The 14,426-nt window shown below is 35.2% G+C and carries 12 protein-coding genes; 10 read left to right on the top strand and 2 right to left on the bottom strand.

Translation table 11 applies throughout. The annotated features are described in order from the left end of the window. Window positions 1-45: 45 nt before the first annotated feature. Together ACTNDN_RS10110 and ACTNDN_RS10105 are read left to right on the top strand one after the other, a co-directional pair. Window positions 46-390: an ArsR/SmtB family transcription factor gene (locus ACTNDN_RS10110; RefSeq protein WP_031538566.1), complete on the top strand. Its 345-nt coding sequence runs from the start codon at window positions 46-48 to the stop codon at window positions 388-390. Between the two features lie 275 nt (window positions 391-665). Next, a complete protein-coding gene (locus ACTNDN_RS10105; protein ID WP_349205277.1) occupies window positions 666-2,855 on the top strand; it encodes a heavy metal translocating P-type ATPase in 2,190 nt (729 codons plus the stop codon). A gap of 54 nt (window positions 2,856-2,909) precedes the next feature. Here the strand turns inward: ACTNDN_RS10105 and ACTNDN_RS10100 are convergent, their stop codons facing one another. Continuing rightward, on the bottom strand, window positions 2,910-3,737 hold the full coding sequence (locus ACTNDN_RS10100) for a manganese catalase family protein (protein ID WP_031538562.1): 828 nt from the start codon (window positions 3,735-3,737) through the stop codon (window positions 2,910-2,912). Between the two features lie 160 nt (window positions 3,738-3,897). Here ACTNDN_RS10100 and ACTNDN_RS10095 point away from each other — a divergent pair, with 160 nt between their 5' ends. Further along, window positions 3,898-5,319, top strand: coding sequence for a S41 family peptidase (locus ACTNDN_RS10095; RefSeq protein WP_284560957.1), 1,422 nt, complete (start codon window positions 3,898-3,900; stop codon window positions 5,317-5,319). Window positions 5,320-5,504: 185 nt separating this feature from the next. Here the strand turns inward: ACTNDN_RS10095 and ACTNDN_RS10090 are convergent, their stop codons facing one another. Beyond that, window positions 5,505-5,867, bottom strand: coding sequence for a winged helix-turn-helix transcriptional regulator (locus tag ACTNDN_RS10090; RefSeq protein WP_031538558.1), 363 nt, complete (start codon window positions 5,865-5,867; stop codon window positions 5,505-5,507). Window positions 5,868-6,049: 182 nt separating this feature from the next. On the opposite strand from ACTNDN_RS10090, the gene ACTNDN_RS10085 reads away from it, so the two are divergent. The 7 genes from ACTNDN_RS10085 to ACTNDN_RS10055 all read left to right on the top strand — a co-directional run bounded on the left by ACTNDN_RS10085 (window position 6,050) and on the right by ACTNDN_RS10055 (window position 14,285). Beyond that, entirely contained in the window at window positions 6,050-7,252 is a 1,203-nt protein-coding gene (locus ACTNDN_RS10085) for an MFS transporter (protein ID WP_031538556.1), read from the top strand. Beyond that, a complete protein-coding gene (locus tag ACTNDN_RS10080; RefSeq protein WP_349205276.1) occupies window positions 7,249-8,088 on the top strand; it encodes an aldo/keto reductase in 840 nt (279 codons plus the stop codon). Before ACTNDN_RS10085 ends, ACTNDN_RS10080 begins: the two co-directional genes overlap by 4 nt. Window positions 8,089-8,289: 201 nt before the next feature. After that, the gene (gene rpiB / locus ACTNDN_RS10075; RefSeq protein ID WP_031538553.1) at window positions 8,290-8,736 is read left to right on the top strand and encodes a ribose 5-phosphate isomerase B; all 447 of its coding nucleotides are present in this window, start codon (window positions 8,290-8,292) and stop codon (window positions 8,734-8,736) included. A gap of 248 nt (window positions 8,737-8,984) precedes the next feature. After that, entirely contained in the window at window positions 8,985-9,848 is an 864-nt protein-coding gene (locus ACTNDN_RS10070; protein ID WP_349205275.1) for a 6-phosphofructokinase, read from the top strand. 95 nt (window positions 9,849-9,943) lie between these two features. Next, the gene (gene tkt / locus ACTNDN_RS10065; RefSeq protein ID WP_109769264.1) at window positions 9,944-11,959 is read left to right on the top strand and encodes a transketolase; all 2,016 of its coding nucleotides are present in this window, start codon (window positions 9,944-9,946) and stop codon (window positions 11,957-11,959) included. Between the two features lie 232 nt (window positions 11,960-12,191). Next, window positions 12,192-13,385, top strand: coding sequence for a PDZ domain-containing protein (locus ACTNDN_RS10060; RefSeq protein ID WP_109769263.1), 1,194 nt, complete (start codon window positions 12,192-12,194; stop codon window positions 13,383-13,385). A 177-nt stretch (window positions 13,386-13,562) separates the two neighbouring features. Further along, the gene (locus ACTNDN_RS10055; RefSeq protein WP_349205274.1) at window positions 13,563-14,285 is read left to right on the top strand and encodes a TniQ family protein; all 723 of its coding nucleotides are present in this window, start codon (window positions 13,563-13,565) and stop codon (window positions 14,283-14,285) included. The last annotated feature ends 141 nt before the right edge of the window (window positions 14,286-14,426 follow it).

Below are 14,426 nucleotides of genomic sequence, written 5' to 3'. Positions count from 1 at the left end.
ATAATGGGAGCAAAGTTCTGTAATAATAAAGGGGTAAGAATATAGATGAGCGAATTGAATGATAAAAAGGAATCAATAGATCCAATCGATCAAAATAAGCTAGAGTTGGATGAAGAAACACTGTTTATTGTTTCTCAAACGTTTAAAGCACTTTCTGACCCTACAAGGATAAAAATTCTTCATTTATTATCAAAAAAACAGCATTCCGTAAATGAAATTGCCGAAAGTTTGAATATGCTCCAATCCACTGTTTCCCATCAACTTCGGTTTTTAAAAAATTTACGATTAGTAAAATATAAGCGAGAAGGTACAACAATGATTTATTCTTGTGATGATGAACATGTAATGGGCGTATTAAAACAAATGATTGATCACGCAAGACATCATTAATTTGCATGTAATGTGGTTTAAAGTGATTTTTATGAATTCAATCGATAGTCTTTAAAAGGAATAAGGATAGTTGAATAATAATAAAGCACACTAGAAGAAACGGGTATCTATGATATCTGTTTCTTCTTTTTAACATAAAAATCAGAATATGGATTGACACTTTTATTGCATTATTCATATAATAAGAATATGAGTATATGAATAATTGTTCATATATTGAAGGTGAGTGAATAATCCATTGGTTAATAGATGAATGAAAGGAAAGAAGGGATAAGATGGAGGAAGAGAAGCAGCTACTAAAAAAAGAATTTACATTGGAAGGCTTGGATTGTGCTCATTGTGCGATGAAAATTGAAAATGGAATTGCCTCCATTAATGGAGTGAGTGAATGCAATGTTAATTTTGCAACACAAACATTAATTCTACAGTTAAAGGAAGAAGAACGAGACAGCATTTTAGCAAAAGCACAAAAAACAATTTCAAGACTAGAGCCACATGTAAAGTTGGTGGAGAAAGGTAATAAAATGACAGCTTCCACCTCGCATAATCATGGGAATGGACATCACCATGAAAAGGCTCACGGAACACATAGCCATTCACATGATCATGGAGCGGAAAATACAAAGAGATTAGTTGGTAGATTAATAGCTGGAACAATTGTTGCAGTAGCTGGCTTCTTTTCTCCTTTGACTGGAATAGCAGAGTTTTCCTTTTTCTTTGTGGCATATTTAATTGTCGGAGGAGACATTTTATATCGAGCCATAAAAAATATTTTACGCGGGCAAGTATTTGATGAGCACTTTCTTATGGCGATTGCTACATTGGGAGCATTTGCGATTCAAGAATACCCTGAGGGAGTAGCGGTTATGCTCTTTTATCAAATAGGGGAACTATTTCAAGGGATAGCAGTGAATCGTTCTAGAAAATCCATTACAAGTTTAATGGATATTCGCCCTGACTATGCAAATGTGAAGGTTGGAGACCGATATAAAAAAATAAGTCCTGAGCAAGTGAAAATAGGAGATATTATTTTCGTAAAACCTGGAGAAAAAATCCCTCTTGATGGGCGAGTAATAGAAGGTAGCTCCTCTGTTGATACATCAGCATTAACGGGAGAATCTATTCCTCGTGATATCGAAATTGGCAATGAAGTACTCTCAGGATTCATTAATAATCATGGTGTATTAACAATAGAAGTAACAAAAGATTTTGGAGAATCTACTGTAACGAAAATATTAGAGCTTGTCCAAAATGCCAGCAATAAAAAGGCTCCTACCGAAAATTTTATTACCAAATTTGCAAGATACTATACACCTGTAGTAGTAATAATTGCGGCCTTATTAGCTATCTTGCCACCACTAATAATAAGTGGTGCAACATTCTCCGATTGGCTATATAGAGCCCTTGTATTCCTTGTTATTTCCTGTCCGTGTGCACTTGTTGTTTCCATTCCTTTAGGTTTCTTTGGCGGGATAGGTGCCGCCTCGAAAAAAGGGATATTAGTTAAAGGAAGCAATTATTTAGAAGCTTTAAATGCTGTTAAATATGTTGTTTTTGATAAAACAGGGACTTTGACCAGAGGAGTATTTGAAGTGGATTCCATCCATACTGCTTCTGGATTTTCTGAAGAGGAAGTTCTTGAATATGCTGCATATGCAGAAATGCATTCTAATCATCCTATTGCAGACTCCATCAGAAATGCTTTTCCTGGGAAGATATTAGAAGAACGTATCAGTGAATATCAGGAAATATCTGGGCATGGAATTAGTGTGAAGCTTGACGATAGAGTAGTGTTGGCTGGGAATCAAAAATTGATGGTAAAGGAAAACATAGATTACGTACAAAACAAAGAAATTGGCACAGTCATTTATATAGCGGTGAATCAAGAATTTATCGGTTCTATCGTTATTTCAGATCAAATAAAAGATGATGCCAAGAAAGCGATTCAGCTATTAAAAGAACAAGGTATTAAGAAAACGGTAATGCTAACTGGTGATGCAAAAAAGGTTGGCGATAAGATTGGTGCTCTTCTGCAAATAGATGAAGTACATGCAGAGCTATTACCACAGAATAAAGTAGAGGAAATCGAAAAACTAGATGAACGAAAACAGGTAAAAGAGAAGATTCTATTTGTTGGAGATGGGATTAATGACACGCCTGTTTTAGCAAGAGCCGATGTTGGAATGGCGATGGGTGGATTAGGAGCAGATGCAGCGATTGAAGCAGCTGATATTGTAATTATGACAGATGAGCCTTCAAAAATAGCGACAGCTCTATCTATTGCGAAACGTACAAGACGAATTGTTTGGCAGAATATTATTTTTGCTTTAGGAATAAAAGCAATCTTTTTACTGCTAGGAGCTTTTGGAATTGCGACAATGTGGGAAGCTGTTTTTTCAGATGTAGGTGTTACTGTATTAGCAGTTCTAAATGCAATGCGGGTATTGCGGGTAAAAGGGTTATAGAAGAAAAACGGTGCAAGGGGTCTTTTCCCTTTGCACCGTTTTGTTTAATAAAACTTATTTAACATCTGGGGGGGTATCATGCTCAGCTGGAGGGGCTGGCTTTAATTTTGGAGCAGGACCAAATGGAGGTACATCTCTTACATATTGGAAAGTTCCCATGCCATCCATGCTCGGTCCAGATGCCCATCTACCTTTACTGCTTTCGTCTCCCATTGAATGATTTAGGAATAGATAGGATACTTCTGTTTTTTCTAAATGTCTAGGGAAAGTGCTTGGTACAACTACCCCTTCTTGTTGTTCTAGTTCATAAATAGCAGCAAGCCATTGGTTTTGATGCATCGTATCACGGGCGATTAAAAAGGATAGCATATCTTTAATACCTCTATCGTCCGTTTGTTCAAATAAACGGACTGCTTGAAGGCGACCTTGGGATTCCGCATTTAAATTTGCACGCATATCAGCTAACAAGTTGCCGCTTGCAGCAACATATCCTGCATTCCAAGGAACTCCCACACTATCCTTTGGCATTGCTCCAAGTCCTGAGACAATGGCATGTTGTGGGTTCATTCCGCCAATAATGGCAGCCATTGCAGGGTTACTTGCTGCCGCTGTTTCTAGTTCCGTTACTGGAGCATCATCTAGTAATCTTGCAACCATTGTTGCCAATAATTCAATATGGCCAATTTCCTCTGTTCCTGTATCTAATAATAAGTCACGATACTTATCATGTTTTCTTGTACCCCAAGCCTGGAATAAGTATTGATTCATTACCGACATTTCCCCGAATTGTCCACCGATTAGTTCTTGCAATTTTTTAGCAAACACAGGATCTGGCTTTTCGGGTTTTGCTTGGTAAGCTAGTTCTTTAATATGATAAAACATTCTTTCCCCTCCTCATAAAATACTTTATATACTATGCCTATGCCTGTATTAGGTTCGTGTCCAATGGATAAAAGGTAGATTTATTCATAAGTTGTCCCAGCTTATCATATACATGGAAACAGGATAAAACACATCGTGTGCGAAAGAAGGGACGGTTGGAATGAAACAAAAATGGCTGGCTGTTTACATGGCAGGATCCTTATTAGCGGGGTCAGGAATGACATATATGGGAATAACCATTTTCGAAAAAAAACAGGAAAAGCATGCAACTGATCATACAATGGAGACGAACTCTCTATATAAATTAGATAAAGCCTATCAGCTAATCCTTCAAAACTATGTGGAAAATGTAGACAAGCAGAAATTGGAAGACGGAGCAATCAGAGGGATGCTAGCTACATTAGAGGATCCATATTCTGTTTATATGGATCAAGAGGCTGCCAAACAATTTGAACAGGCGCTAGATTCGTCATTTGAAGGAATTGGTGCAGAAATTAGTATAGAAGATGATAAAATGATCATTGTTTCGCCAATTAAAGGTTCACCAGCAGAGAAGGCGGGTATCAAACCACAGGATCAAATTATTTCTGTGGATGGAGAAACCGTTGAGGGGAAGGATTTAAATGATGTCATTGGCAAGATTAAAGGAGAAAAAGGGACAAAGGTAGAGCTAGAGATTAAACGAACAACAGTAGATAAGCCGTTAAAGGTAAAGATTGTGCGGGATGAAGTTCCTCAAATTACTGTTTATTCGGATATCAAAAAAGATGGAGGAGAAAAGATAGGCTATATTGAAATTACTTCTTTTTCTAAAGATACTGCAATTGAGTTTGAAAAGGCGCTGAGTAGTTTAGAGAAAAAAGGAATAGCTGGTCTTATCTTGGATGTCCGCGGTAATCCAGGTGGTTTACTTACTAGTGTAAATGCAATAGTGGAGCAATTTTTAACAGACAGTAAACCATATGTACAAATAGAGAATCGAAATGGCGACCGTGAACAGTTTTATTCCGATTTATCAAAGGAAAAAGAATATCCAGTTGTCGTGTTGATTGATAATGGAAGCGCCTCTGCATCAGAAATTTTAGCTGCTGCATTAAAAGAAGGAGCAGATTATCCCCTAATTGGCGAAAATTCTTTTGGAAAAGGAACGGTCCAACAGCCAATCTTAATGGATGATGGTAGTGAAATCAAATTAACTGTCTCTAAATGGCTCACTCCTGATGGGAATTGGATTCATAAACAAGGAATAAAGCCTACTATTGAAGTAAAGCAATCTGATTTGTATCATACCCATCCTCTTCAGATTGTAGCCAATTTAAAGATGGAAGATAATGATGAACAAGTAAAATATGCACAAGAAATATTAACAAGCTTGGGATTTACAACAGATAGGCAGGATGGCTATTATAGTCCTCAAACAGAGATTGCTGTCCGAGCATTTCAAGAAAAAAATACATTAGAGGTAACAGGTATTATCGATAAAAAAACGGCAGCCAAGATGGAGGAATCAGTAAGACAAGAAAAACTGAAAGATGAAAATGATATCCAGCTGCAAACAGCGATAAGATATATCGTGCATTAAATAATTATTTAAATAAACTATTTTTCATATAGTTTATTGCTAAGATCAACTGCCTGAATAGACTCGCTTTATATGGGAGAACAAAGTCTCCTTTCATTAATCTTATTGAAAAAAACAACAATGTCATAGAAACAGCCGCATAAATAATCTCCTGCATAATTATTTGCAGGAGATTATTTATGCGGCTATTGATTTAACACACTATCTTCTAACACTAAACTTTTATCCCCGTAAATTTTGGTAATATGTGTATCTCCCCAAGCGCAAAGGGCATTTAAAATGGGCTCAAGACTTCTTCCGTAATCACTTAATTCATATTCTACTTTTGGTGGGATTTGTTGATAGATGATTCGGTTGATTACTCCATCTTCTTCTAATTCTCTTAATTGTTGTGTTAGCATTTTTTGTGTAATATTTGGCATTAATCGTTTTAACTCGCTCGTTCTTTTTTTACCATGTGTAAGATGACATAAAATTACACACTTCCATTTACCGCCGATTACTTCTAAAGTTGCTTCTACTGATATATTGTATTTTTTATTATCCATCCTAATACTCCTTCTTTTACAGGTACTTTTTTGTTCCTATCATACTTATTGGTTCCTATATTACAAAAAGGTGCGTACTTTTCTATTTGTCTTATATGATTCATAATAACACTTGCCGGTTAAAATGCAAGACTACTAAAAAGCTAACCACTAGTGGATAACGATATATTTATTAGGAGGAAATAGAATTGAAGCAAAGAAATAATACGCTTGCCTTAGTTGCATTGGCTATTAGTGCCTTTGCAATTGGGACAACTGAGTTTATAAGTGTCGGTTTACTCCCATTAATCGCGGAAGATTTTCACGTAGGCATTACGACAGCTGGATTAACGGTTTCCATATATGCCTTAGGTGTCACAATAGGTGCACCAGTTTTAACAGCTATTACATCTAATATTTCACGAAAATCACTTTTATTGTGGATTATGATTGTATTTATTATTGGAAATAGTTTGGCTGCTATTGCACCAAATATTACGATTTTACTTATTGCCCGCATCATATCGGCTTTTGCCCACGGAATTTTTATGTCGATTGGGTCAACAATAGCAGCAGATTTAGTTGCAAAAGAAAAAAGAGCTAGTGCTATCTCTATTATGTTTTCCGGATTAACCGTTGCAACAGTAACCGGGGTTCCATTTGGAACGTTCATTGGACAACATTTTGGATGGAGATTGGCATTTATTACAATTGTTATTATTGGTATTATCGCCTTTATCGGAAATAGTGTTCTCGTTCCAGGTAATTTATCAAAAGGAGGACGGGCGACACTAAAGGATCAATTGCGTTTAGTCACAAATGGGCGTCTCTTAATGCTATTTTTCATTACAGCTTTAGGTTATGGGGGAACTTTCGTAGTTTTCACTTATCTTTCGCCATTATTACATGAAGTAACTGGTTTTAAACAAAATACAGTGGCAGGCATTTTGCTATTATATGGTGTTGCCATTGCAATAGGCAATATGATCGGTGGTAAACTATCTAATAAAAATCCGCTTCAAGCTTTATTTTATATGTTTATCATTCAAGCAATTGTTCTATTTATTCTTTCCTTTACACTTCCATTTAAGGTCATTGGCTTAATAAGTATTCTATTTATGGGATTATTGGCATTTATGAATGTACCAGGATTACAGGTTTATGTCGTTATATTAGCAGAACGATATGTGCCAAGTGCAGTAGATGTTGCTTCTGCTGTCAATATTGCTGCCTTCAATGCTGGAATAGCAATTGGCTCTTATTTAGGAGGAATCGTAACGAATTCGCTCGGATTAATTCATACTTCATGGGTTGGGGGAATAATGGTTGTAGCGGCAATATTTTTGACAGGCTTTAGTTTGGTTTTAGAAAAAAATTCATTAGATAAAGGAGTTTTACCACGATGAAAAACTTACAAGATACTGTTAACTTATTAAACGGAATAAAGATGCCTTGGTTAGGGTTAGGCGTATTCAAGGTGGAAGAAGGTCAAGAACTGGTAGATGCTGTAAGTTCTGCGATTAGAAATGGTTATCGTAGCATTGATACAGCAGCTATTTATGAGAATGAAGCAGGTGTTGGTGAAGGTATTAAAAAAGGAATGCAAGAAACAGGAATTACAAGAGAAGATTTGTTTATTACTTCAAAAGTATGGACAGAAGATTTAGGATATGAAGAAACAATAAAAGCGTATGAAACAAGTCTAAATAAATTAGGACTGGAGTATTTAGATTTATATCTTATTCATTGGCCAAAAGAAGGAAAGTATAAAGCAGCATGGAGAGCTTTAGAAACATTATATAAAGAAGGAAAAGTAAGAACAATTGGTGTAAGTAATTTTCAAATCCATCATTTGGAAGAGTTAATGAAAGATGCAGAGATACAACCAATGATTAATCAGATAGAATTGCATCCAAGACTAACACAAAAAGAACTAATAGCATATTGTCAGGAGAAAAGCATTCAAGTGGAAGCATGGTCTCCATTGATGCAAGGACAACTATTAGATCAACCTGAATTAGTGGAAATAGCATCAAAATATCAAAAATCAGTTGCTCAAATTATCATTCGATGGGATCTGCAAAATGGAATTGTCACTATTCCAAAATCTGTGAAAGAACATCGTATTGTCGAAAATGGAAATGTTTTTGATTTTATATTAACAAAAGAAGAAATGGCTAAAATCGATGCATTAAACTTGGATCAACGTGTTGGTCCAGATCCTGATAATTTTGATTTTTAATCAAGGCTTTTATCTTATTGCAAAAGAAAGGGAATGGAGAAAGGACTTCATTCCTTTTTCCTTTTTTAACAATTAAGGAAGGTAATAAGTAATTCGAAATATAAAAAAATTATAAATTTCACGTGAAACCGAATACAAATCCTTGCTTTTATGTTAGAATACATCTGAAAAAGAAGCATCTTAACTAGGAAGGATGAGCTTATGAAAATAGCAATAGCTAGTGATCATGGCGGATATCAGCTAAAGGAAGCAATAAAAGCACATCTACTTAAATCTAATGAAGAAGTAATAGACTTTGGTTGTCATAGTAGGGAAAGTGTTGATTTTCCAGATTATGCAAAGCTTGTTGGGGAATCCATTATAAATGGAGATAATCAATTAGGCATTTTGTGTTGCGGAACAGGAATTGGCATGAGTATAGCTGCCAATAAAATCACTGGAATACGGGCAGCGGTAGTTGGTGACGTGTTCTCTGCTAAAGCCACAAGAGAACATAATGATAGTAATATCCTTTGTTTGGGTGAAAGAGTTACAGGTGAAGGATTGGCATGCTTAATTGTTGATACATGGTTAAATGCAGAATTTCTAGGTGGCAGACATGCTAATAGAATCAATGGAATCAAAGAAATAGAATCATATTATTGTTAATAGTAGGACTAATTAACATCAAAAATCTTAAATGAAACATATTATAACTTGTACGTACCATTAATGGGTTATACTAAATATGTATGGTTTATTCTTGGGAAGTTGTATGGTATAATGGGTTTGGAAAAATATATCATAAAGAAGATAAGGTAAAAAAATACTTTTTCTTCCAATAGCATGTGCATTTTTCTGTATATTTTTTATTATGACCATTTTTAGTTACAGCTCGATAATAGTTAGGGGGTAAGGTGTTGAAGGTTGGAGTGATTGTCTTAGGTTGTTTGCCTTCGGGGGTAAAACAAATTCTACATCGTTTATATGAAAATTTATCTCCTGCGCATCAACTTTTTGGACTTGAAATAGACAGAGAGTCCGGTGAAATCACTTATACAGAAGTAAAAGAAATTAGTGATGCACCATATTTAAGCCATTCTATCTTAAAGGTAAGCGCTACACCGTCAGAGTATCAGTGGGAAGAGGCATTTGCTCCGATGGATATGACAGTTGTAATGGGGGATGCAGTTGCAAAAGAATTATGGCAAGCTTCTATTGCAAAGAAAGAAACGATTCGGACATTATTTGTGCCAGTTTCCATTTACAATAATATTCGAGGAAATGATTGGACTTTAGGGTATGATACTGCGCTTAATAGTATTACTCAAAATGTGTTAAAGGTTCAGGATACTATTCAATCTCTAAAATATGACAAACCAAGATTATTTGGTTTTTCAATAGAGGGAAATCCTTCGACTAACATGCTGCAGGATATTTCTCTTGCTGTAGATGGAAACTATTTAGCAGTTGATTATGAGAAAGAGGAAATTGCCGCTTTATGTGAAGCCATAACAAAGAGCTATACATATACAAAAACGTCAAGTGTCTTAATATATAGCGAGTCTTTGCAAGCAGTTGTCCAAGATTCTGTAATTAGCAAGCTTGATGTAGATTGGAAATATACAGAAATTAATGAAGCACTTTGTATAGGAACAAATCCGACAGCTATTGATCGAATCCTTGCAAACGAACTGGCGGATGAAGTATTGCGATGGACAAATAATAATTGTTTGACAGGTGAGCTTGTCGTTCATAAAGATGGAATTCAATTTAAATAAAGGCTAAGCCAAATAAAGCTATGACTTCCTAAGAAAATTTAGCACATCATTATGTTTGTGTTTAGCATTAAATAAATCAAAAAAGGATGAGGAAAATGAGTAATCAAGTAAAAACAAACATTGAGCAATTAGCAGTAAATACGATTCGTACATTATCAATTGATGCAATTGAAAAATCAAATTCAGGTCACCCAGGAATGCCAATGGGTGCAGCACCTATGGCATATACACTATGGGCAAAGGAAATGAATCATAATCCAGCTAATCCTAACTGGTTCAACCGTGATCGTTTTGTTTTATCAGCAGGACATGGTTCTATGCTTCTTTATAGCTTGTTACATTTATTTAATTATGGAGTAACAGTTGATGACTTAAAGAACTTCCGTCAATGGGGAAGCAAAACTCCTGGGCATCCAGAATTTGGACATACACCAGGTGTGGAAGCTACTACTGGTCCACTAGGACAAGGTATCGCAATGGCAGTTGGGATGGCAATGGCAGAGAGACATTTAGCAGAAACATATAACAAAGATAATTATCCAGTTGTTGACCATTATACGTATAGCATTTGTGGTGATGGTGATTTAATGGAAGGTGTATCTGCAGAAGCAGCATCTCTTGCAGGGCACTTAAAACTAGGAAGATTAGTAGTATTATATGATTCAAATGATATTTCTTTAGATGGTGATTTACATCTTTCATTCTCAGAAAGTGTTCAAAAACGTTTTGAAGCATATGGATGGGAAGTAATTCGTGTAGAAGATGGCAATGACTTAACAGAAATACAAGCAGCTATTGCACAAGCGAAAAAATCAGATGTACCAACATTAATCGAAGTAAAAACAGTAATTGGTTATGGTTCCCCAAATAAAGGTGGAAAATCTGCGTCACATGGTGCACCACTAGGAGCATCTGAAACACAATTAGCTAAACAAACATATGGTTGGTCTTACGAAGAAGCATTCCATGTTCCAGCAGAAGTTTCTGAGCATTATGCATCATTAGCGCAAGAGGGAGCAGAAAAAGAAAAAGCTTGGAATGAATTATATGAAGGCTATAAAGCAGCATATCCAGAGTTAGCAACACAACTAGATACAGCAATTAAAGGTGAGCTGCCTGCTGATTTACAAGAGAGATTACCTGAATTTAATGCAGGCGATTCTATGGCAACAAGAGATTCTTCTGGCAAAACAATTCAAGCAATCGCAAGTGCTGTACCTTCTTTCTTTGGAGGATCTGCAGACCTTGCTGGTTCAAACAAAACATTAATGACTGCTGAGAAAAACTTTGCAATCGACGGTTATGCTGGCAGAAATATTTGGTTTGGTGTACGTGAATTCGCAATGGGTGCAGCATTAAACGGTTTAGCGCTACATGGTGGAGTAAAAGTATTCGGAGCAACATTCTTCGTATTCTCTGATTATTTACGTCCAGCAATCCGCTTAGCTGCATTAATGAAATTGCCTGTTACTTATGTATTCACACATGACAGTATCGCAGTTGGAGAAGACGGTCCAACACATGAGCCAGTGGAACAACTTGCATCATTACGTGCAATGCCAGGACTTTCTATTATTCGTCCAGCAGATGCAAAAGAAACAGCTGCTGCATGGCAACTTGCTGTAGAAAGCACAGATACACCAACAGCGCTAGTATTAACACGTCAAAACTTGCCAACATTAGATTTAACAAAGGCTGAAGCATACGAAGGCGTGAAAAAAGGTGCTTATACTGTTTCAACTGGTAAAGAAGCAGCACAAGCTTTAATCTTAGCATCTGGCTCAGAAGTTTCCCTTGCAATGAAAGCACAAGCAGCATTAGCAGAAGAAGGAATTTCTGTAAATGTGGTAAGTATGCCAAGCTGGGATCGTTTTGAACAACAATCAGCTGAGTATAAAGAGAGCGTATTACCAGAAAGTGTTCAAGCCCGCGTTGGTATTGAAGCTGGTGCATCTCTAGGATGGAGAGAATACATTGGAGCTAAAGGTGAGCATATCACAATCGATCATTTCGGAGCATCAGCACCAGCGGATAAACTATTCCAAGAGTATGGATTTACAGTAGAAAATGTAGTAGCAAAAGTAAAATCTTCTATTGCTAAAACAAAATAAAGTTAAAATAAGCCAATGACCTTTATATATAGGTTGTTGGCTTTATTTATAGAACATGAAATATAAAGCGCAAATATCTTCAATAGTAGCAAAAAGAGATAATATTTCTTCCACATAGTCTTTCTATTACCATATTAGTAGAATATAATAGATTTATATAATAAAAGATTAAATTCCTTAAAATAAAGGAATGAATAGATGGAAAGCTTATTGTAAGGATGGGGGAAGTTTTATGTGGCAAGATTGGTTGCTCGAGCTTTTAAAAGGATTTGGTAAACTATTTTTGAATCCTGTTTTCTATTTATCGTTTTTATTTGCTGCTTATTTAGGGGTTGCTAGAGTAAAAAAAGAAAGAAGACATTTCACAGTAAGAGCACAGAACGCTTATTTTGAACTGAAACAATTACTGCCAATGGGGATTATCATTGGACTTTGTATATCAGTTTTTTCCATCGGACTTGTCTTAGTAGTTCCAATGGAATTTGTTGTTTTTACAGGGATTATTACAATCGTTTTAGCGTTAATTGGAAAAACGAGAATGTTATCTCCTGTCTACACAGCTGGATTAGGAATAATTGTTAGCAGTGTTTCGCTTTTCCTTGGATGGGATTATTTCTTGTTTTCGAAAAATAATCTGAGTTCATCTGAATATATTTTTCCAACTGCTGTAATTTTATTAGGATTATTGATTATTTCCGAGGGAATATTTGTTCGTAATAATGGAGTGAAAGCAACTTCGCCACGGCTGAAGAAAAGTAGACGAGGGCAAGCAATAGGTGTCCATCTATTAGAGAGGGCTTGGATTTTGCCAGTATTTTTATTTATTCCTTCAGGATTGCTGACGATTCCATTTGAATGGTGGCCAATGTTTACTGTAGGCAATCAAACATATTCCCTACTCTTGGTTCCTTTTTTGATTGGATCAAAAATGGAAGTTCAAGGAGAACATCCGATTATTGCCATAAGAAATGTAGGAAGAAACATTATTATTCTTGGTTCTATTATGGTAGTAGGCGGAGCTGCAGCTTATTTGTATCCACTAGCTTCCATTGCTTTAGTATTAGTAGCAATTATTGGTCGCGAATGGATTACGAGGAAGCAGAAAAGCAAAGAAAAGAATAAATCCTTCTACTTTTCTAGAAAAAATAATGGTGTTGTAATATTAGGAATTGTCCCAGATTCTCCAGCGGATAAAATGGGTCTGAAAATTGGCGAAATGATTTCGAAGGTTAATAGTATTCCTGTTCAAGATAAAAACCAGTTATATAAAGCATTACAAAAAAACTCAGCCCATTGTAAATTAGAAGTGTTCGATGCAAATGGCGAAATTCGTTTTGTGCAAAGGGCCTTATATGAAGGGGATCATCATGAATTAGGACTGCTATTAATTCCTGACGAGAAAGTACATGGAAATGAAGCGGTCTAAAGAATTGTGATTTTTCATAATTCTCCGGAATAATTTCATAATTGACCGGAATAGTTTTTCATAATTATTCGGAATGAAAAATTGAGTAATCTTAAATTGATTTAAGATTACTCAATTATATATTATTATATCTTTTAAACTTATAAGTAAAATAACTTTTTTGGGGGTGATTATTTATTGAACAAAAAATTACTTTGTGTAGTTAAACCTAGAAAAGATGAAAATATCTTTAGTTATATTAATAGATTATCAATTGAAAATATGTATGAAACAAATACATGGATATTAAACGATTCTGATTTTAATCACTATATTGGTCCTCGCAATCTGCTACCATGGAAATTTGATTTTTCATCTTTAATGAATTTAACTGGCTTGTCACTTAATGAATTATTAATAACTACATTTTATAACGAGTTTGATTATGAAAAAGGAAAATTTAAGCATTTTAATTTTACTTTGTATCAAGACAGTTTGATGAATGCTCATGCTAAGGTATGTCCTAGATGCCTTGAAACTGTTGGTATTCATCATAAATTATGGGATATAAGAATTTTTTTAGTATGTCCAATACATAATTGTTTCCTTGTTTCTTCATGTAGTAGCTGTGGAAAACCAATTAAACAATATAGAAAGAAGTTTTATTATTGTAAATGTAATAAGGACTTAAGGACCTTAAAAGTTAAAAATGCTGACGAAAGCAATTCCTTCGTGTCAAGAATCATCTATTATAAATTTAACTCTGATACCAGAAATTTTAAAGAAAGTAATCTAAATTTGTTAACTAAACTTGATCTAAAATATATCTTATTGATTTATCACTTTTTTATAAGATTGTACTATAGAGATAAGAGTAGAGTAGGGAGTATTTCAATTGAGAGTATAAAATATTTTGTGTAAATGAAAATTTCCATGTAAAAAGGAAGACCTTCTCTTGGTAGAATTAAGTCACCACAACCAATCCTAGAAAAGAGGTCTTCCCTATGAATCAGTTTACAACAGAAATTATCGATGCACTAGTAAAAAAACAAGATATTACCG

Source organism: Niallia sp. HCP3S3_B10 (genome assembly GCF_052064465.1).
GTDB classification, from domain to species: Bacteria; Bacillota; Bacilli; order Bacillales; family Cytobacillaceae; genus Niallia; species Niallia hominis.
The sequence above is the reverse complement of the archived record's forward strand: the minus strand, read 5'-3'. Positions and strand labels throughout refer to the sequence as shown.

Excerpts from the sequence above, each read along its gene's own strand:
- ACTNDN_RS10110 (WP_031538566.1), top strand. The coding sequence starts at position 46 with ATGAGCGAATTGAATGATAAAAAGGAATCAATAGATCCAATCGATCAA.
- ACTNDN_RS10105 (WP_349205277.1), top strand. The coding sequence starts at position 666 with ATGGAGGAAGAGAAGCAGCTACTAAAAAAAGAATTTACATTGGAAGGC.
- ACTNDN_RS10100 (WP_031538562.1), bottom strand. The coding sequence starts at position 3,737 with ATGTTTTATCATATTAAAGAACTAGCTTACCAAGCAAAACCCGAAAAG.
- ACTNDN_RS10095 (WP_284560957.1), top strand. The coding sequence starts at position 3,898 with ATGAAACAAAAATGGCTGGCTGTTTACATGGCAGGATCCTTATTAGCG.
- ACTNDN_RS10090 (WP_031538558.1), bottom strand. The coding sequence starts at position 5,867 with ATGGATAATAAAAAATACAATATATCAGTAGAAGCAACTTTAGAAGTA.
- ACTNDN_RS10080 (WP_349205276.1), top strand. The coding sequence starts at position 7,249 with ATGAAAAACTTACAAGATACTGTTAACTTATTAAACGGAATAAAGATG.
- rpiB (WP_031538553.1), top strand. The coding sequence starts at position 8,290 with ATGAAAATAGCAATAGCTAGTGATCATGGCGGATATCAGCTAAAGGAA.
- tkt (WP_109769264.1), top strand. The coding sequence starts at position 9,944 with ATGAGTAATCAAGTAAAAACAAACATTGAGCAATTAGCAGTAAATACG.
- ACTNDN_RS10060 (WP_109769263.1), top strand. The coding sequence starts at position 12,192 with ATGTGGCAAGATTGGTTGCTCGAGCTTTTAAAAGGATTTGGTAAACTA.